17 protein-coding genes are annotated in these 18,775 nt (G+C 58.7%); all 17 read right to left on the reverse strand.

Features of this window, described 5'->3' with window-relative positions:
- Positions 1-3: 3 nt before the first annotated feature.
- Positions 4-1,098, reverse strand: a complete 1,095-nt coding sequence (locus AAE514_RS04950; RefSeq protein ID WP_347330407.1) for a hypothetical protein — start codon at positions 1,096-1,098, stop codon at positions 4-6.
- Entirely contained in the window at positions 1,095-2,387 is a 1,293-nt protein-coding gene (locus tag AAE514_RS04955; protein ID WP_347330408.1) for a TIGR02270 family protein, read from the reverse strand. The genes AAE514_RS04950 and AAE514_RS04955 overlap by 4 nt, the downstream gene beginning before the upstream one ends.
- Positions 2,388-2,393: 6 nt before the next feature.
- Positions 2,394-2,774 (reverse strand): DUF4150 domain-containing protein, encoded by a 381-nt coding sequence (locus AAE514_RS04960; protein ID WP_347330409.1) that lies wholly within the window; start codon positions 2,772-2,774, stop codon positions 2,394-2,396.
- 35 nt (positions 2,775-2,809) lie between these two features.
- Positions 2,810-3,811, reverse strand: a complete 1,002-nt coding sequence (locus tag AAE514_RS04965; protein WP_347330410.1) for a DUF2169 family type VI secretion system accessory protein — start codon at positions 3,809-3,811, stop codon at positions 2,810-2,812.
- Positions 3,812-3,823: 12 nt separating this feature from the next.
- Positions 3,824-4,339: a DUF6484 domain-containing protein gene (locus AAE514_RS04970; protein WP_347330411.1), complete on the reverse strand. Its 516-nt coding sequence runs from the start codon at positions 4,337-4,339 to the stop codon at positions 3,824-3,826.
- Positions 4,340-4,364: 25 nt separating this feature from the next.
- Complete coding sequence (locus tag AAE514_RS04975) at positions 4,365-6,347, reverse strand: type VI secretion system Vgr family protein (protein WP_347330412.1); 1,983 nt, start codon at positions 6,345-6,347, stop codon at positions 4,365-4,367.
- A 119-nt stretch (positions 6,348-6,466) separates the two neighbouring features.
- Complete coding sequence (locus tag AAE514_RS04980) at positions 6,467-6,949, reverse strand: Hcp family type VI secretion system effector (protein ID WP_347330413.1); 483 nt, start codon at positions 6,947-6,949, stop codon at positions 6,467-6,469.
- 425 nt (positions 6,950-7,374) lie between these two features.
- Positions 7,375-8,340, reverse strand: a complete 966-nt coding sequence (locus tag AAE514_RS04985) for an AgmX/PglI C-terminal domain-containing protein (protein WP_347330414.1) — start codon at positions 8,338-8,340, stop codon at positions 7,375-7,377.
- Between the two features lie 2 nt (positions 8,341-8,342).
- Positions 8,343-8,861 (reverse strand): ExbD/TolR family protein, encoded by a 519-nt coding sequence (locus AAE514_RS04990; protein ID WP_347330415.1) that lies wholly within the window; start codon positions 8,859-8,861, stop codon positions 8,343-8,345.
- The gene (locus AAE514_RS04995) at positions 8,858-9,367 is read right to left on the reverse strand and encodes an ExbD/TolR family protein (protein ID WP_347330416.1); all 510 of its coding nucleotides are present in this window, start codon (positions 9,365-9,367) and stop codon (positions 8,858-8,860) included. The genes AAE514_RS04990 and AAE514_RS04995 overlap by 4 nt, the downstream gene beginning before the upstream one ends.
- A 4-nt stretch (positions 9,368-9,371) precedes the next feature.
- Positions 9,372-9,989 (reverse strand): MotA/TolQ/ExbB proton channel family protein, encoded by a 618-nt coding sequence (locus tag AAE514_RS05000; RefSeq protein ID WP_347330417.1) that lies wholly within the window; start codon positions 9,987-9,989, stop codon positions 9,372-9,374.
- Between the two features lie 14 nt (positions 9,990-10,003).
- Positions 10,004-10,192, reverse strand: coding sequence for a hypothetical protein (locus AAE514_RS05005; RefSeq protein ID WP_347330418.1), 189 nt, complete (start codon positions 10,190-10,192; stop codon positions 10,004-10,006).
- 10 nt (positions 10,193-10,202) lie between these two features.
- Complete coding sequence (locus tag AAE514_RS05010; RefSeq protein ID WP_347330419.1) at positions 10,203-12,752, reverse strand: bifunctional serine/threonine-protein kinase/formylglycine-generating enzyme family protein; 2,550 nt, start codon at positions 12,750-12,752, stop codon at positions 10,203-10,205.
- 9 nt (positions 12,753-12,761) lie between these two features.
- Entirely contained in the window at positions 12,762-13,583 is an 822-nt protein-coding gene (locus AAE514_RS05015; RefSeq protein WP_347330420.1) for a PP2C family protein-serine/threonine phosphatase, read from the reverse strand.
- Positions 13,573-14,310: a type VI secretion system-associated protein TagF gene (gene tagF, locus AAE514_RS05020; RefSeq protein ID WP_347330421.1), complete on the reverse strand. Its 738-nt coding sequence runs from the start codon at positions 14,308-14,310 to the stop codon at positions 13,573-13,575. The genes AAE514_RS05015 and tagF overlap by 11 nt, the downstream gene beginning before the upstream one ends.
- A complete protein-coding gene (tssM, locus tag AAE514_RS05025) occupies positions 14,310-17,846 on the reverse strand; it encodes a type VI secretion system membrane subunit TssM (protein ID WP_347330422.1) in 3,537 nt (1,178 codons plus the stop codon). The genes tagF and tssM overlap by 1 nt, the downstream gene beginning before the upstream one ends.
- 26 nt (positions 17,847-17,872) lie before the next feature.
- Complete coding sequence (gene icmH, locus AAE514_RS05030; protein ID WP_347330423.1) at positions 17,873-18,751, reverse strand: type IVB secretion system protein IcmH/DotU; 879 nt, start codon at positions 18,749-18,751, stop codon at positions 17,873-17,875.
- Between the last annotated feature and the right edge of the window lie 24 nt (positions 18,752-18,775).

Below are 18,775 nucleotides of genomic sequence, written 5' to 3' on the forward strand. Positions count from 1 at the left end.
GGGTCAGGCGGCCACCGGCTCGGAGCGCAGGCAGATAGCTCCACGGTAACTTTGGTCCGCGGAACCGTAGACCAGGTGGGTGTCATCGCCCGGAAGGTGCAGAGCCGTTTGGCTCGCCAGGCCGATCAGCACCGCGCCGGTGGCGGCCCCGATATCCCCATAGAACTCCGCCGGGTGGTGCACTTTAGGGTCGTTAAAGTTGTGGTGGCTACGGGTCATCGCCACACCCAGTTCCTTTCCCCAAAAGCGCTCGCCATTCGCACTGCTGTAGATATTCTTAATGGTTTTGCCCGAGAAGCCCCCGGCAATGGCCTGTTTGAAGGCTTGATCCAGCCCTTCGCCCCGATGGGGCTTTTCGCTGAACCAGTGCCCCACCTCATGACCGAAGCCCGGCTCGGACAAAACTACCCGCCGGCCACCGTGCTGCAGCGCCTGCGCTGGATCAGAGGTCAGCCACAAATAGCCCGCCGCCTCTCCGGGGGCAAAGGAATCGCTCCCCGAATGCGGGTCCAAATTCTGCGCCGAGAGCCGCTTCTGACCATCCAACAGCTTCAGCAGGGGCGAGAGCTGGTAGCTGTCCGCCCCGCCCACCAAAACGCTGGGGTGACCGATATCATAGGCATAGTGAAACGCCAGCTTGATCGCCTCGATCGCCGCCGGCCGCCCAATGTTGACACTGCGGCTTTGCGCCGCCGCAATGGGTAAGTGTTTCAGTTCAGTAAACAAGGCACGGGAGAATCCCTTGCTGACCTGGGAGTTTATTCCCGGGTAGGATTCCGGGCCTGCAAACAACACCGGTATCGGCTCGTCCTTCCCGTAAGCCTGAAGCGCCTGGGTCGCCGCCACGCGAGACATGGCCAACATGCGCTTTTCTCGCAACGACAATGAGGGGTAGGTCTCGAGACAGCGCGGCAGATCGGGCAGCGCCTGATCGGGCACCAGCGCCTGAATAATCAGCTTCCGGTTACCGGTAAAATAGCCGCTGGTCGCGTAGCGACTGACCTGCGCCCCGGCGGCGGCCCAGACCATTTCGGTGGACCCACCAATGGCGGTAATCATCCCGCTTCCAGCGAGATACAGTACCCGCCTAGATGTCATAGAGCCTCCTGTCGCAGCTCAAGACTGGGTAGCGGACGCATGGGCTCAAGCAGCGCCCATTCGAGTGCGGCCGCTCGACGTTGGCGCTGATAACCATTTTGATAGACCCAACGGGCGTGCTCCATCGACACCGGACGACCGAGCAAATAGCGTTGACCCGGCTCAAACCGATGCTTGACTGTGTGCCAGAACATGGTGATTTTTTCCGAATTGGGCCAGGCCAGATGTTCATCCTCATCGGGTGCGGGAACCGGCGTGGCCGGATCATCCTCGGATTCATCGTGCGTCAATTGCGGCAAACGATGGCTGAGTTCATGTTCCTCCAGATGGATGCCGGTAATCTGATAGAACGCTTCACCCGCCACTCGGGCGAGCACGGCGTTCTTCATACAGCCCAATAGCCAGGGAATCACCTCCGGATCGCCAAGAGCCCCCGCGGCCTGTATCGCCAGACGGGGGTCCTGCACCGAACTGTCCGCCCCCCGCTCAGGACCCTGGTGCACCTGAGTGATCCAACGTTTAGCTTCACTCGCGGGTAACACTCGAGCCCCCAGGCTCAATGCTTCACGCTGAAAAGGCCCCGGCGCCACTGCCAGGGGCGTTAACCCCAGTGCGGCTCGCCGGTCACCCAACAATATCGCGGCCTTATTCGCGGCGAACACCAACGGGGTAACCTCCGTCTCTCGCGCTTCCGCAATAAACGGCGACAGATCCCGCCGCTTGAAAACACCGGCCGCCCTAACCGCTTCAGCGTACAGGGCCTCATCTTCCCGACAGTCCTCCCGCCGCAGTATACGGGTCAAGTAATCGCAGGGATCTTCCCCTCGAGCAATGCAGGCCGACAGCGCCAAACGTTTGTGGTCCATCTCCTTACTCGTGAGAAACCGTTTGAGCCACTCGTGGCAATAACGACCCGGCATCCAGGCCAGAGCAGAAACCAGCGCCGACAACCCCGCCGGCGTATCGCTGGCGGCCTCAACCGCACGTTGAATGCGGTTCACATCCAGACTTTGAAACGCCACTACCGAAGCGGTGAACACTTCCCCCGGCTCATTCAGCAGCAGTGCTTTCTGGCAGGACCGCCATGCAGATTCCGGCGCCATTGAGAGGGCCAGGAGCTGGCTGTCGATCCGGCTCTCCAGCTCCGCCAAGTCGTTGGGAGAGTAGTGCGGCTGATACAGTGCGCGGGAGCGCAATAACCAGAGGAACGCGCTTTCATCGACATAGTCGTCAAATTGAGACTCGAAGCCCAAGTCCGGTGCGCTAATATTTTTGATGGCCGCCGTCATGCCCGCTTAACCCATAATGTTTTTCTTGTTGTGGTAGAGGGGGTCACCCATGCGACAGACATTCTTTCCTTCCATTTTTACATCGAAAGAATACATCATGTATTCACACTCGGCCTTGTGCTTGCCGCTGATAATTCCCTTTTTTACGCCGGCCTCGTCCCCGCTACTTTTACTATAGACGGCGCCTTTGACCATCGGCATTTCGCCGTCCACCGTTACGGATTTTGGCCCTTTTGCGGTATCGGAGGATTGACCAATGTTGGGATAGGGTATGGGGACAATGGAAGACCCGATCGGTGTCTTGCACACGTCGGGGAAGACGGTGCTCATGCCGCCACTGCCTTTGTGAGCAATGCCGCGTCCGTTGGCGAAGGTCGTTTGTGCCATAAACCTGATCCTTATATTTTACGCAAATTGCGCCACTACCAAGACGTTCGGCCCAGAGCTACGTGAACCGACTCAACATCCAACACCTTCTTGGGGCACTGAATCTGAGCACGCCATGTCATTGCCAGGCGGCGTTGCTCGGGCTCCAGAAAAAGCGTCTCCAGTCGCGGCTCCAGGGCGGAAACATCTCCACCACGAGCAGCTTTTACCGAAAGGTTGACCTTTGGGACTTGGCCCTGCCAAGCACCCTCCGGGTGCATACCCTCAAGCGAGAATGGTTCCCCGCCTTCCATCCACCCCGGGTACATAAGCCCGGGGGCTGACACATTAAAAAAGCGCCGGGAAAAATCCTCCGGCGCAAAAGGAGCGCGCGTCTGACGCCACTGTTGATCATAGGTTCCGGCATGGCGGGTTCTCGGCAGCCAACTAGGCGCCACCGCTCCCACACCGACCGGCTCAGGGTTATCACTCACCGACTGCAACAACGCCTGAGGATGTTCAATATTGGGTAGGGGCTCTTCCTCTACGTCCTCTGCAGAGAAACGACCTACCGCGAACCGGCCCACGGGGTTGCGCTCGTCATACACTATCCAGCGCCCGTCCCGTTGGACCGAGCCGCCGTAAGCATGCTCGTAGCGAATCGGCATGCTCACAAAGGGCTCTGGTAACGAAATGCCGCCGCGCCGCCAGACCCTGTCCCCAAAAACGGCCAGTTCCTGGCTCAAAGAGCCCACAGCCACACTCACTGGTTGGCGGCAAACCGCCTTGGCCTCTCTTCCCCAAGCACTGCCTTCCACCAGAACATCGGTGGCCATTTTCCCCAAGTGTTGCTCACTGGGGTAACGCAGGCTGGAAGCACCGGGCTCACCATAATAGGTGTCGCCCTGCCAAACCTCATGAGGATCGTCGGAGACGGTCCAACCACCCCGGTCCTCGAACGTTGCCTTTACAATAACGTAAAGCGTATCTACCCCGCTCTCATCATTCAGTACCGACAACTCCGCCTCGAAGGGAGTGCTGTTATCAAGCTGGAGCATATCCCTCGCCCATCAATTCATCTGAATGGAGGCACCCAGTATCCGGTTCACCCCGCTGGAGCGGCTAACTAGATGCTCGCCTCTCAATACAATTTTTCCCGATTCAGTCAAGGTGATACTGGCGGCACCACAGCGCAACACAATTTGCTGTTTCCCTTCGATAACCGTTTTCTCACCGTCCACTTCCGCTTCCATCGGGCCGGACGTCTCTTGCTCGGTTTCGCCTGTAAACTCTTCAAGCGCCATATCCAGCGGCGAGCGCACAAACCCAAGCAACACCGGCGACTGAATACTACCACCGGCAAACATGATGACCGCCTGGCGACCGAGAGATTCGCGAGTCACACGCACCGCCGGGGTCGCGATCAGCCGATGGGTGGCTCCTTTATAGGTCGCCCGCACGCAGGGCAAACCCTGCTCATCAAGGTCCACCAAAGTGCCCAGCAGAAGTTCGCCCTGGGGCCAATCTTGCTCGGGGACCTCAGCACCTTCCGGCGCGTCGGCCTCACGCCACGAGGTTTCCGTCATTCCACTCACCATCCCAACCTTTCGGTCAATTGCTGGTTACCTTGCTGCCTTTGAGCACGACGTTTCCAGAGCCCTTAACATTGATGTTCGCACCGCTGATCGTAATGTCGCCGTTGCTTTTCATCTGGATCATCGCAGACCCGGTTTTCAATGTAATTTCGTCACCAGCCTGAAGGTTGATGACCTTGGCATCGAGCGAGTATTCATTCTTGACCGACTCCCTGTAATTGCCTTCCACCGACTCGGTCAAGTCCTTCTTGACCGTTACCGACATGTCCTTACCGATGACTTCCGAGTGGTTTTCCTTTACCTCGAGCTGCTTGTTAGCGCCGATGACCTCTCGGTGGTCTTTACCCACGTCAATGGTCTTGTTCTTACCAATGGTCTCGCTCTGGTTGTTATTAACCGTTTTGGTCCGATCATTCTCAATCAGAGAGGTCTCATCGTTACGAACAGTTTTGGTTCGGTCATTGTCGACGGTCAGCGTCTGGTTGTTCTCAACCTCGGTATCAAAATCCTTTTCCGCGTGAAGCAGGACTTGCTCCGCGCCCTTCTTGTCTTCAAAACGGAATTCGTTGTAGTTGTCCGGCCCGCCGCCCTTGGTGGAGCGGGACTTGATGCCGCTTTGGGTCTTCGAGCTGTAGACCGGACGATTCTTGGCGTTGTACACCGCACCGGTAACCAGGGGCCGGTCCGGGTCGCCGTTGACGAAGTCCACGACCACTTCCTGGCCGATTCGGGGAATAAACGACGCGCCCCATTGGTTGCCGGCCCAGGACTGAGCGACCCGGAGGAAGCAGGAGCTGTCCTCGTTGCGCTGGCCTTCTCTGTCCCAGTGGAACTGGACTTTAATACGACCGTAATCGTCAATGTAGATTTCTTCACCGTCCGGGCCCACCACCCATGCCGTTTGAGGGCCGGGCATTACGGGCCGGCGGTGCAGGCGCTTGGGCCGAATAACCGTATCGGAGGGCACGCAAATAAATTTGTTCTGGTACTTCTGGTCCGCTTCGCCACCGGTGGTTTGGGTTTGGTCGAGCACTTCGTGCTCAACTTCCAGCAGGGTGTAGGTTCCCTTTTCCGCACTGGATTCGTGCTTGGCGAGGGAGAACTTTCCCCCGGCCAGAAGCTGGCTGCAGTTTGACTTACCAAAGACTTGGTCTCTTTCGACCTCTTCGGCTTGCATTCTGAGTTTGGGAATTAGGTCCGGCTCGGCCAGGTTATAGAAGGCCGGGTATTCGTAGTGTTCAAATTGCCCGTTACGGGCATAGTCACTTTGGCTTTGCGCCGAATCCAGAAGCGACTTGTCCGGTTCAGTGAGGTCAAAGTCCGTCAGGGACCAGGTACCTTTGTGGTATTGGTAGCGGTGCTCCCACTTATGAATCTGCCGACCCGGCGAGACGCCCAGAGAGTACTCCAGGTCGCTGTCGGGCAAGGTGGGGTAGGCATTGGGTTGATCCACCAACACCAGTTTGTGTTTGCCACCGGTATGTTCAAAGAAGAAGACAATACCGTCTTCCTCCAGCAACCTCCGCACAAAGTGCAGGTCGCTCTCGTTATGCTGGACGCAGTACTCTCTGACGGCGCCGCCTTCGGCGCGAAAGTCGAAATCCTTCAAGCCCTGGTCGGCGAAGATTTCGCTGACGATATCTTTGGTGTTCTTGTTTTGAAAGACTCGGTGGTTATTGGAGTACTGCAGAAAGGATAACCACGGCTTGAGCACCATGGTATAGGTTCTGAGGTTATCGTCCTCAACTTGGCCGACCGTGAACTGGTCAACGTGCCCGGAGAATTCACGCTCTTTCCCATCCTGGATTGTGACGCAACCCAGCTTCCCCATTACGTCCTTCGCTTTGATATCCAGCTTTTCGGACACGAGGGTCAGTGTGAACGCATAGACGTCCGACACCCGTTCTGTACCCTTCAGGGCTTTGACGAGAAATGTATCTTTTCCGAGGGAAAAGTCGCTGATCGCGACCAGACGATTTTCCTGAGTAAGCTGCCCCATAGACTTAGCAACCCTTTAGCCACGCAACCTGGCGCGGTATCGTTCCTTGTTTTCAGAGCTGCGGTAGCTCTGGCGAATAAATAATGATGCCCCGGGGAACCCCCGGAGCAAAATGCGCTTTACAGCGGCTTGGCGGTAGTCAAGTCGTAACCCACGCGCTGCGGGCTGGAGGACTTGTTAGACTTGTCGAAGTCATTGTAGTTAACCATGACCTTCGAGAAGCTCAAAGAGATGGTTTCTACCGGGTCACCGTCTCCGCTGCCGGAAATCTGGTAACCGCTGACCAGTACGTCTTCCAGAACGTAGTCCATGTACTCGGTGACTTTATCGGCACCGGTCTGTACAAACTTGATGGTAACCTTTTTGCCCGCGGAACCGGTCACGGCTTCCTTGAACAGAGCGGTTGCTGAGTTGTCAGCCACTTTGGTCAGGGTCACTTCGCTTACGGTAGGACGAGTTGCTTCACGGTTGGACAGGTTGCCGGGCTCCATGGAGATGCCGCGACCTACACCGAAAGACAGGGACTGAACAGCAATGTGGTCCTTATAACCCTCCGCTGTTACGTTTCCTTTGATGCCTTCGTATTCAAGATAAATTGCCATTGTTTAGTCTCCTTGCGTTGCTGTTTATGAATACCAAGTTTGTCAGTGCTTCCCGAACCGGGAAATTCTTTTCAGTGTTTCGACGATGCGACGGTTTAACTCCGCAACGCCTTCACTTCAAAAACTCTCAGTGGAAAGCGCTTCAATCTTGCTATCCGGGAGAGATAATATCCAATAAAAATGGCACGAACAACCGCACAATCAAATTTAAAGCGCTTTTTCCTCACTTCGAGAACGACGTCACTTAAAAGTGGAAAAATCTCATTTTTAATGTGAACTAGTTCAACTTTTTTGGCGGCCAAAAAATCATCAGACGAAGCTTATTGCGCCAACCGCGACTTTTAAACGACGAGGGGCGCCCCTTTCATCTCATCAAAGGGGCGCCCCTCTACCTTTTTTCTTCCTGGGCTGCGCTGTTTAAAGCGCTACGATGGAAGGAAGTCGATGGGATAAATAATTGTGATGGTTTCCGCCTGCTTCTGTTCAAACTGGAACTGCAGTATCCGCGCCCGTATGCGTTGCTCTAGTGACGGCGAGTTGAGTTCACTCGAGACCACTTCTACCGCGGTGACCTCCCCGGAGGGGGCGATGGTCACTTCAACCACCAGACGCCCCTGGAGCCCGGGCGTACGCCGCCGTGCGCGGTTATAAAGTGAGTACAGCGCGCCTTTATTGCGATCGAAGACAAGGCTGACTTCTTCGTCAGTTCGGCCGGTCTCGGCAAAGCTTGCGCGAGTGCGCTCGCTCTGACCACCGCCTGAGTCGGCGGCGGAGTCCGGCGTTTCCACCCTGGCGATTTCACGCCTGGCCAGCGCATTGCCCTCGACGTTGACGTTGTTTCCATCCACGCCCGAGGCCTGGGTGCGGCCACTGGCCGCGGCCAGGTCGCCTTCGCCGTAGCCAGCGGCACTGGTGCCCAAGCCGGCTCCGCCGGAGCTTTCGGTTCCCAGCATGGTGTCTACCCCGGAGGTATCCATTAGCCCGTCGAGCTTGTCACCCATGGCCAGCAGCCCCGACTGTTCCGCCTCTTCCCGGGCGGCTTGTTGCTCTTCGGTCACCGGCTCCCGGCTTTCCTCGGTCGGCCTCTCCCGTTCGACCACGGGCTCGGGCTCCACAACCGGTAGCGGCTTGGGCTTTTCCTCGGGTTTGGGCGGCGGCTCCGGCGGGGGTTTGGGCTGGTCCACCATAAAGCGGGCCACCCGCTCGGGGATATCCGCCCGGGTGGTACGTTCGGGCTCCGGCACGTCCACCAGTGACAGGGTGATGGCTACCAGAAACGCAACTATCACGCAGCCCCAGAGCCAGCGCAGGTAACCGGTGTCCCGGTTCCCCTGAGGCTGCCACTGGGTTACCAGAGCACTGTAATCGAGTGTGTCGGTCGTTGAAGACATAGTCAGGGCGTGGCTCCCTCAGTACTCTCGGATCTCTGATTGGTGGACACTTGGCTTGCGGCGAAGGCGATGCGCTCAAAGTTCAGCTCACGACTGGTCTGAATCACTTTTCTGACCACCGCATAAGGCACCGACCGGTCGGCCACTACCGTCAAGGTAGTATCGGGCAGGACCGCCAACGACTGTCGGTAAGCCAAGGCTTCTTCAAGGGGCGCCAGGCCCGAGGAATCGCTCGAGCTCGAGTCGATATCCGCGGTGGCCATTACCCGCTCACCCTGCAACAAAATGTCCTCGGGGGTAATAATGACCCGGAGCGTTTGCTCGGGGCTCGTCTCCGCTGTGGATTCGGGCAGCGTCAGCACCTTCTGGCTCGGAATGTCGCTTTCACTGGAGGCGTTGACCAACAGAAAGAACACCAAGATCGTGAAGATGTCCATGAGGGACACCAGATTGAGGCCCGGAACCTTCCGCAACCCCTGGCGCCGCTGAATACGACGCGCTCTTCGGCTCAAGGTTTTCATGCGCTTCCTCCCTGTTCGTCGGGGGCATCTCCCAGGGAGATATCCGGGAACAGTTCGACCCGCTCCAGCGTTCCAAGCTGTACTTGTTCCGCGCTCCGGACCCTATCCATCAACTGGATCATCATGTCATAGGAGACCGAGGGGGATAGCAGCAAGGCGATACCGGTCTCTTCCGGAAAGCGCCTTTTCAGCTCCAATAGCAGTTCCCGCAGTTGGGACCACTGCTGCTCGTCGCCGGTGCGCTCTATTTGTTTAATCAACCCCAGGTTGGCGTCCCTAAGGGCCAAGTAGGAGTCCTGGACGATAAGCTGAAGTTGCAGGTCAACCTGCTCTTGCTCGGATGCCGCCGCCCCGTCCAGGGAGGGGAGGTTCAGCTCCAGCACGGTCATGCGTGAAAACACCGCCGTGATCAACAAGAACGGGACCAAGATCACCATCAGGTTCATGAACGCGGTGATGTTAAGCTCGGCGGCTTCCACGCTCTGGCGCTTGCGGCGCATTCGCATCGCTCTACTCCCGCACCATCAGGTTCAAACACTTCACCGCTGAGGTTTCAATGCTGTCGACCACGCGGCTCGCCTTGGTGGCAAGGTAAGAATGAAACAGCAGCAGGGGGATGGCCGCACAAAGTCCGAATGCGGTGGTGTTCATGGCCACGGAAATACTGGCCGATAGCATTTCAGCCTTATCGGCGGGGTTGGCTTCCGCCACGGCGGTAAAGGCCTGAATCAACCCCACAATGGTGCCCAGCAGGCCCAAAAGCGTGGCCACGTTGGCCAGGGTAGCCAAGTAGTGAGTGCGTTGCTCCACTTCCGGCACAACTTCCATGACGCCTTCTTCCATCGCGGACTCGATCAGGTCCCTTTTGGGGGAGCCCTTAAAACGGGAAAAACCATAGCTCAGCACCCGGCCCAGAGGGTCTCTCAAGTCGGTCAGCGACTGTGAGGCCCGCTCAAAGTCCTGCGCCTTGAGCATGGGCGCCAGCTTTTGCCAAACCCGGTTGATCGACTTTTGTGTTCGGTTTAGATAGAAAAACCGGTCCAGCACAATAGCCAGGCCAATGGCCATGATAAAAAGGATTGCCCACATGAAGGGACCACCCACCTGAAAAAAGCGAATGAAGTCCATACTCTACCCTCGACTTAGTTGGATTTTCGTAAAGTGATTAAATCAGTCGGCGTTTCGCTCTGCGGCGGCACACCGTTAACATTTGCATCAATATGAACGAGCAGCTGCCGACGACGGAGCCGGTAGTCGGCCGTTGATAGCTGATGGTCATTGTACTCGTCCACTAACTGATGAACTCTTTGCATTGCAATTTCTGTGTTCATGAATCAAGCCTTAATCTAATTTCAACTCCCGCACCAAGCGAAAGCCGGTGGTGGCGTCCGCCTGCCCGGAGTGAACGGTTTCCCGGCTGAGGGTACATTCATCCATGGGAGTCTCGTAGGAACCACCCATCGCCATCTTCCGGCCACCGGCGTAAACCCACTCTCTGGCGTTGCCCAGGTAGTTAACCAGCCCCCATCGATTCTGCTGGCCGACTCCGGCCCGCGATAGGGACCCGCCGCGTTGAATACCCCGGGACTCAAACCGACAGTTGCGGTTCGGGTCGGGAGGGGAGCCATTTGCGCTGGCGGCGTGGCGCCACTCCTCTTTTGTAGGCAAACGGTATTGATAGCCGGTTTTTTCCGTTAACCACTCGGCATATTGTTCCACCTGCTCGAAGCTGACGTCCGTAACCGGCCATTTTTCAGCATGGCGGGTCAGCGGCTCACAGCCGGTGGCGCGACAGTAATGGTTGTACTCCTCAACGTTCACTTCTTCCTGCCCAATGGCGTAAGGGGGGCGCCCGCCAAACCCAGGAATGACCACCATGGTCGGCCCGGTACCCACACCGGCCACGGCGTCACGACAGCTCGCCCGAGGCCCTCGGTTACCCGCACCAGCCAGGGACGCGTCACAAGGATCCCTGGCTTCGATTGCGATTCCGGCGATTTGCGCACTGCGGGGAAAGGTCTGCATCGCTTGTTGTTTGAACGTCATCGCCCGATCGGGAAAGGTCGAACCAATGGTTTCGATACAGCTGGCCAAGTTGGTAACGATCCGGCTTTCCTGCCCCCGGTAACGCTTTGGGTCCAGCTCGCGCAACTTTTTAATGGCGACATTGAGGTCTTCCATGTTCAACTGCTGCCGACAGGCCAACTGCCGGTCGACCGTTGCCAAGGCGGTTTCGAATGCGTGATCGACTTTTACCTGCCGGGCCCGCTGCTGTTCCTGCTTCACCGCTTGGGCCTGTGCCTCTTGGCGTGCCAGCCGCTCCCGACGTTCTTCTTCCTTGGCCTGTTCAATCGCCTCGGCCACCTGTTGCTGGAGCGCCTCCAGAGCCGACGCATCGTCCGTGTAGCGATGGGCGTTGCTCAATAGCCGTTGGGTCACGTCAAATTCATCCCCTGCCAAGCGCTCGCCAATCTGATCGAGGTAATTTTGATAGATGGTGGCTCGTTGAGTCTCCATCCACGGGGCCGCCTTACCCAACGTCTCCTTTAGTTCGCTATAGCTTTGCCAGAGGTTCTCCTCCCAGCGAGGGGTAAAAGAGGCGTTCGCCATGAGCGCCAGCAAAGACTCCTTCTGCATTTCCAGGCGCAGTTGTTGTTCGATTTCCGAACGCACTTCCTGCTCGGAGAACTGCGGCATCCATTCGGCGCGGTACTGATAGGCCGCGGCCGCCATTGACCCCAATACCACCAGTGCCCCCACGGCGTATTTGAGCGTCGCTACCCGCTTGTGAGTGAACGCTTTCCAAAAGGCGGTTACCGAGGCCATTCGATCTTCACGCCGAAACGCCAGACAACTTTCAATAGCGCGCCATTGATACTTGTTTAAACCGGGTATACGTTTCGCCCGCAGTTTTTGCCGGGCCGCGTCATCGGCGTGAACACGGTTATAAGGATGCTCCCCCGAGAATATCTCGTAGGCGATGCAGCCCAGGGCGTAGATATCGTCCCGGCGATCCGGGGGCGAGCCTTCCAGCATTTCCAGGCTGGCATAGGCCGGGGTCAATGCCCCCAGGTTGCCCGCATCAAAGACCGTCTTGTCTTCCAGGTTGTCATCGGTTCGCTCGGCCTTGGCGACCGCTCGGGCAATGCCGAAATCAAAGACCTTGGGCACACCCCGGTTGGTGACGAAGATGTTGCCGGGTTTCAGGTCGGCGTGAACAATATTCTCGGCGTGGGCATACTCCAGCGCCGAGCAGATGCCCTCCAGAACTTTGAGACAGTCTTCCTTCGGCAGGCCGACCCCTCGATATTGCGAAAGCAGCTTATCCAGCGGCTTGCCATCGAGGAACTCCATGGTCATAAAAACCGTATCGCCATCCCGGTCAAAATCGTGCACGTTCACGATGTTGGGGTGGGCAATACGCTGGGTTTTGCGCGACTCGCGCTGCAAGGCGATAAACGCCTCGGGATGAGAGCGGAACTCGTCACTCAGGACTTTAATCGCCACGTACGGGTCTCGGTCCTGGGCCTCGACCTTCAGGCGATCCTTGGCCTTGTAGACCACCCCCATGCCCCCGGCACCGAGTACGTCTTGCAGCATAAAACGGTTTTTGAGCAACCCGTGAGGTGCGGCGGCGGAGGTTTGCTGCTCCGGACGGGGTGACTCTTTTTTACGCGCCACAACGGTACGCGCACTCGGGTTCACCACGGTGGCATCGGCGGCACCGCGGCGCTGTCGCTGAGCCGGAGACACGTAGCGAGTGGCGTCGGCTTGGGGTTCGCCCTTTGGGGCCGTGCCCTTGGCCTTCGGAGGAGCGAATACAGTCTCGTCCTTGGGCGGCAACGGTTTCTTGGGCGAAACTCGTGTTTTCGGATCCTTTGGGTCAGTCATGGCGTTCCATCAACTCGCGTTGTTGTCCTCTCGCGTTTGGTCCCGACCGGTGGCACTCACCCGGCCGGGCTCTCCTTTAATTACGACCACTGAAATATTATCGGGCGCGCCGGCTTCCATGGCTGCTTCCATCAGCTCATCCACACAGATGTCCGGATCGCGACTGTCCAGAATTTCGGAAATGCGGTCCGGCTCGACGGCCCCGTGCAGGCCGTCGCTGCACAATAAGTATAAGTCGCCCACTTGAACATCAAACAAACGTAGATCCAGATGCAGCCGCTCCTCAACCCCCACGGCTCGAGTAATCACATTACTGCATTGGTGGCCGTGGGCCTCCTCGCGGCTGATGAGCCCCATCTGCACCATATCCTCCACCTGACTGTGGTCGCGGGTCAGCTGGTTCAGCTGCTGTCGGCGGTAGCGGTACAAACGGGAGTCCCCGGCCCAAAAGCAAATGCCAATGCGACCGCGAATAACCACATCCACGAGCGTGCTGCCCATGGTCGCGCCATCGAGGTGACTCAAGGCGTAGTGCTGTAGATCCCGGTTAACGCCAAGCACACAGTCTTCGACACAGTCCACGGCATCGGCCAAGTGTTCGGGCACCTCCAACCGGTCCAAGGCCTCGACGATCTTCTGGCTCGCCAGGTCCCCCACCTCGTGACCGCCCATGCCATCGGCCACGGCCCAGTGGTCGCAGTCAGCGCGCGAAAGCACGGCGTCTTCATTCAGCCGCCGAACGGCGCCCTGGTGGGTGGCCGAGCAAGTGCGCCACCGAATCGGGCGGCGGTAGGTGGTATCCGGCTCTGACAGAGCTCTACTAGACTCCATGCTCCTCTCCTCGACGATCGTAGGGCTGCTCCCATTGCCAGTCCCGCCACTGGCCGGTGTACATGGCGGCCACGCTGGCCACCGGCGGCAAACCGTTGGCGGTGGCCACACAGGGCTCCACTCGGTCTGACCCCCGCGTGGACCAAATGCTGTAACTCGGCGCCGAGGCGGTAAGCGCGGCGTCCAACAAGTACGGGTATACAGAGCCGGGACTGTCTTCTTCATCCTGCATGACCACCACCCGCTGGCCGCCTCCCGGTCCCGGGCGCGCCTGGGTATAAGCGGAAGAGGTCGCCAATGGGACTTGCTGTACCCGCGCCGCCATTTCTTCGAGCACCATCTGCCCGTCAAGCGCGGCCAGGGCAATCTCCTCCATGGTTTCAAACCAATCGTCGTTGTCGGTCAGCATAACCGTGGCGGGCACCTGCGCGGCGGCACAGCCGAGAATCGTGAAGGGGAAATAGCGCCCCACCCGATCCACGCTTGGCAGGGAAATACCGGCCCAGAGGTTCCCGTCAATCACTCCCGGGGAGAGCGCAAAACGCCAAATGGGGCTGGTCAAGTACACATCCAGCCAGTTCTGCCCCAACTGTTCCTGGGTGGCGCCCACCACTGACTGAAGCCAGTCGTCCCAGATATTGATGCATTGAGTCGACAGCCCACGGTGAATGAAGTCTCCGTGCGCCGGCAGCTTGCCAAAAAAACCGGTGGTGGCATTTCTCAACATTACAGCACCTCCGGGCAGCGATACTGACGCAGCGGGTTGTTGTTAAACAAGTTGTCGACACTACGGGTTTTCACTTCGTAGACCATTTCATCCCGGCGATCGGCGCTGGCGACGACAAAGGTCAAATGATACACATCGGCTCGGGGTGTCTTGTCGACGTCCGCCTCATCCAGCGCCCGCAACCAAGCCCAGGGCCCTTCGTAAGTACGGTGGCGCCGCCCGCCGTTGAGCCCTTCAAACTGAAGCCGCAAGCGATTTTCAGCCCGGTTGCCCGACCACTCCACCGAGCGCCAAAACTTCGGCCCGTGATTATAGCTGAGCACTTCACCGCCCATATCCACGGAGAAGCGCGCGTTCTCCTTGCTGAGTAGACGAGGCTTAAACTCCAACGTCAGGCTGGGTGTGGTTTCGCCGTCTTGGAACATGACTTCGGTAATCTCCATCCCCTGACGCAAGCGCGCCAACGCGGAGGAGGATAGTCCCAGGCCGTAGCCGTCCACGGCGCGGCTGGACCATTGCCCCCGAGTATTGACGAAGGGATCAATATATTGGTCGAAGAAACGCTGGTGCATACCGCCCGGTTTGAAAAATTCACTGAAGTCGTACAGTGACATTTCGGCATCCGCGCCCGCTACCAGGGGATAGCGACCGGCGGCCATGCGCTGATAAGGCTGATAGACCTGAATCTGCCACTCCTTGGTCAGGTGCGAGCGCGCGGAAATTAGGATCACCCGCCAGGTTTCCTGTGACAGACTGGTCAGCCACTGCTCCAGCGGCTGAGGCAGGTTGCGCGCGTAACCGCGGAGACTCGTCGCCGGGTTGCCGGCCCCGTCGGCAAAGCGTTCGCGGGCGATTTCAAACGCGCGCTGGTCCGGGTTCGGAGCCATTCGAATGTCTTGCAGAAAATCACTCAGCTTTCTCAGATCGTCCAACACGACGTGGATCGGGGCTTGGCCACTGTCCCCCCCCATCAAACGATGAATTTCACTGAAGTGCTTGTCCACGCGGGTGGAGTCAATGGTGGAGGCAATCAGGTCGGTCGCCATGTCGGCGCGCCGACTGCGGCCGGCATTGCCCACCGTCTCTTTCATTTTGGGATTGGTCAGACGGGTTTGCTGGGCGCTGACCTGAAGCACACTGTACAGCGGGGAATACAACGGATCAGCGGCCCGCGCCAGAACATCGCTGCCCTGGTTCAAGCTGCTGAAGGGTTTTACCTCCAGTGACTGCAGCGCGTGGCTCCAAGCCCGGATGTAGTCATCGAGGTACAGCGCGGTCACCCGCTCACTCAGCTCACCGAGATCCTCGTCGCTCATATCCTGAGCCGACTCATCCAGGCTGGCAAAAATCCACCGGTCATTGACCAGCTCGCGAAGGACCGGCGAGCGACTGGACAGGTCGATGGTTTTGTAGCCTTCGCGGGTAAACATCCAAGGAATCTGGCTAGCCTCGCGCAGCGTCGGCCCGTGTTCAAAAACGGTCGTCAGTTGATCGCCGTACTGCGTACGCAGATCCACCGGCCGTTGGTACTCCGGTTTGTCTTGAATGCGGTTGTAGACCCGCTGGGCTACCGGAACCTGCAGCAGACGCTGGGCCGTCCGGCGGCTCAGACTGTCGTTCAGAGGTTGGTCGTCCAACTCCAGCGCGAGCAAGTCGCTCAAGTGCTGGGTTAGCTGGGCCCGCTCGGCGCCGGCCAGCACCGGGCTCTGCTCCCAACGGCGGGAGAACCAACCAGCCACCCGCTCGGGCTCCATGCGCTCGACATCACCAAACATCTGGTAAACCCGGAAGTGATTGTAGAGGGCCAGATCTTCCTCGGTATCGAGCAGGGCGGTTTCCAGCTCCCGCAGCAGCGCCTGGGTAAAGGGGCCTCGCAGATACCGTTGATAGGCCTCGTCCGCGCGCTCGTCAATACGGCCGTCGTATAAGCCGACGCCACTTAGCCACGGGTGGGCTTCCTGGTCATAGACACTGCTTGCCTGCGCCAGCGACGTCAGCGGGGCCAGGGTGGCCCGCACGCCCCCGCGCCAATGGTCGGGCTGAGAGGCGGCTTCGAAATCGTTCAGGTGCCCTCGCACATCCTCCATAAAGCTGGCATGGCGACCCACACTGCCAGTCCACACCGTCAGCAGCCCCACTACCGAAGCGGCGAGCGCACCGTAGGCGGTCCGACGCCCCCACCGGCGCCAGCGCTCGTAGCGCGGGTTGGTACCCACCAGCTCCGACTCGGGGAAAATCACATCCTGAAACAAGCGGCCGAGGAAAAAGCTCTTACCACGATTCAGCCCCGTTTCCATGGCTTCGCGTGCGAATCCGAACTGGGAGGAGACGGCGCTCATCAGGCGGTCAATGGGCGTACCGTCCTGCGTGCCGCTAGAGAAATAGACCCCTCGCAAAAAGGGTTGGTACCGGTAACGGTTGGCCGCAAAAGTCTGCCGAACAAAGGACTGCGCCAGGGCATTCACCTGTTCCACTTGTTTGGGGAACTGCTCGATGGCACTGCGACGGGTACCATCGCGCTCCTGATGCATGCGCCACAGCACCCGGTCATACAGGCGGGTTTCCAGGTTTTGCAGTTCCCGGCCAATAAACTCAAAGTCCGGCGCCTCATCGGGCTGGCTGGCATGGGGCAAGGTCAGCCCCCACACCTGCTCGCGCTCTTCCTTGCCCAGATCCTCAAAGAACTCATTGAAGCCGGAAATCAAATCGGCTTTGGTAAACATGAGGTACACCGGAAACCTGACTTCCAGCTTGGCCATCAGCTCGTCAATCCGGGTGCGAATCGTGCGCGCGTGACGCAGGCGCTCTTCTTCGGTTTGGGTCAGCAGGTCCTGAACACTGACAGAGACAATGACGCCGTTGATGGGGCGACGGCGGCGGTGCTTTTTCAATAGCCCCAAAAACCCTTCCCACGCCGAACTGTCCACCACCCGGTGGCTGTCCTGGGTCGTGTAGCGCCCGGCGGTGTCCACCAGCACGGCGTCATTGGTAAACCACCAGTCACAGTTGCGCGTGCCTCCGATGCCCTGCAGCGCGCCCTTGCCGAACTTGTCCGCCAGCGGGAACTCCAGCCCGGAGTTCACCAGTGCGGTGGTTTTACCGGCGCCGGGCGGGCCCACAATGATGTACCAGGGCAGCTCGTACAGCGCCCGGGTTTTGTTGGCGGCGCCCCGGAAACGGCGCTGACGCAGAGTGCTGAGCGCGTCGCTAAAGCGCTGCTGAATCTGATGCACTTCATCACTGGCCTGGCTACTGGCATAGTCCTGGGTACCGGCCTGCTGTGTCTCTTTAATGTCGTCTACCAGAGCACTGTTTTGGCGGCGGTCTTTCCACTGCAAGCGCAGGTTGTTCAACCCCCAGAGCACCAGCAACACCAAAATGGCCAGCAGCCGGGCCGTGCTGCCCCCCAGGGGCGCGACATTGTCTTCACCAAACTTGATGTAGGGGCCGCCAAACCAGATCAATAACGACAGCAGCAGCACACCCAGCAGCGAGATGGTAACCGGGTGGGTAATAAAGGCTTTTATGCGTTTCATAAGTGCGTGGGTTCCCTTTTGCGCCCCTATAAAGCGTTCGGACTGGAGGATTCAATGGATTCGTTGACGCTTTGCAATTGCTCCACCACCGGAGAAGAGCTGGTGTACAACCAATAGCGAAACCCGGAATAGGTCAGGACCAACACCAGGGCGACCATGGCCGCCCAAACCCATAAAGGGATGGCCTGAGTCAGTGTCGAGCGGGTCTGCCCCAACCCTTCCCACGTGGGAGAAAGAGAGCGCTCGTGTTCGCCCCGGTAACGGCGAATGGTGCGGTAGACATCGTCTTTAATCTGCTCAAGAACGTCGCGCCCGCGATTGGCCAAGCGGTAACGCCCCTCAAAACCGAGGCTCAGACACAGATACATCAACTCCAGCATATCGAGATTTTGGGAGGGCGCTTGGTTCATGCGGTCAAGAATTTGGAAGAACTTTTCGCCACCGGAGGTTTCGTTGTGAAAAGCGCTTAGCAGCGTCCGTTGCGCCCAGGGGCTATCGCTCCCCCAAGGCGTATTGAGCACCGCCTCATCCAAAACCGAGCACAAAATATAGCGCGCGGCCAACACCGTTTCAGGCGGGAGGCCCTGCTCGCGCGCCTTTCCCTCGAACTGGCGGATTTCCTGGGTCAACTGACGATAGAGCCCCGCCACGTCGGGGTGGCGGGCGGACTGCCGCACTTTGCTATGAACGGCCAGCAGTGTATCCGCCGCGCTCACCAGCGGGTTCAATCCTCGACTGGGCAGCAGGGCCTCAGGGGCGACTGGCTGACGCGGTGGGGGCGTCACGGGCTCGGCCTGCCGGGGGGCCGGCGGCGGCTCCGGCCGGGCGCCCGGAGAAGACTTCATGCGCGTGCGGTCACCGCCTGGCTTGGGCTGGCGAAATACCGTTTTATCGGGGGAATCCATAAGCGCTCCTCGTCCGTTCCGGCG

Origin of the sequence: Marinimicrobium locisalis, from assembly GCF_039822625.1 — a bacterium.
In the GTDB taxonomy this organism is placed as follows: domain Bacteria; phylum Pseudomonadota; class Gammaproteobacteria; order Pseudomonadales; family Cellvibrionaceae; genus Marinimicrobium; species Marinimicrobium locisalis.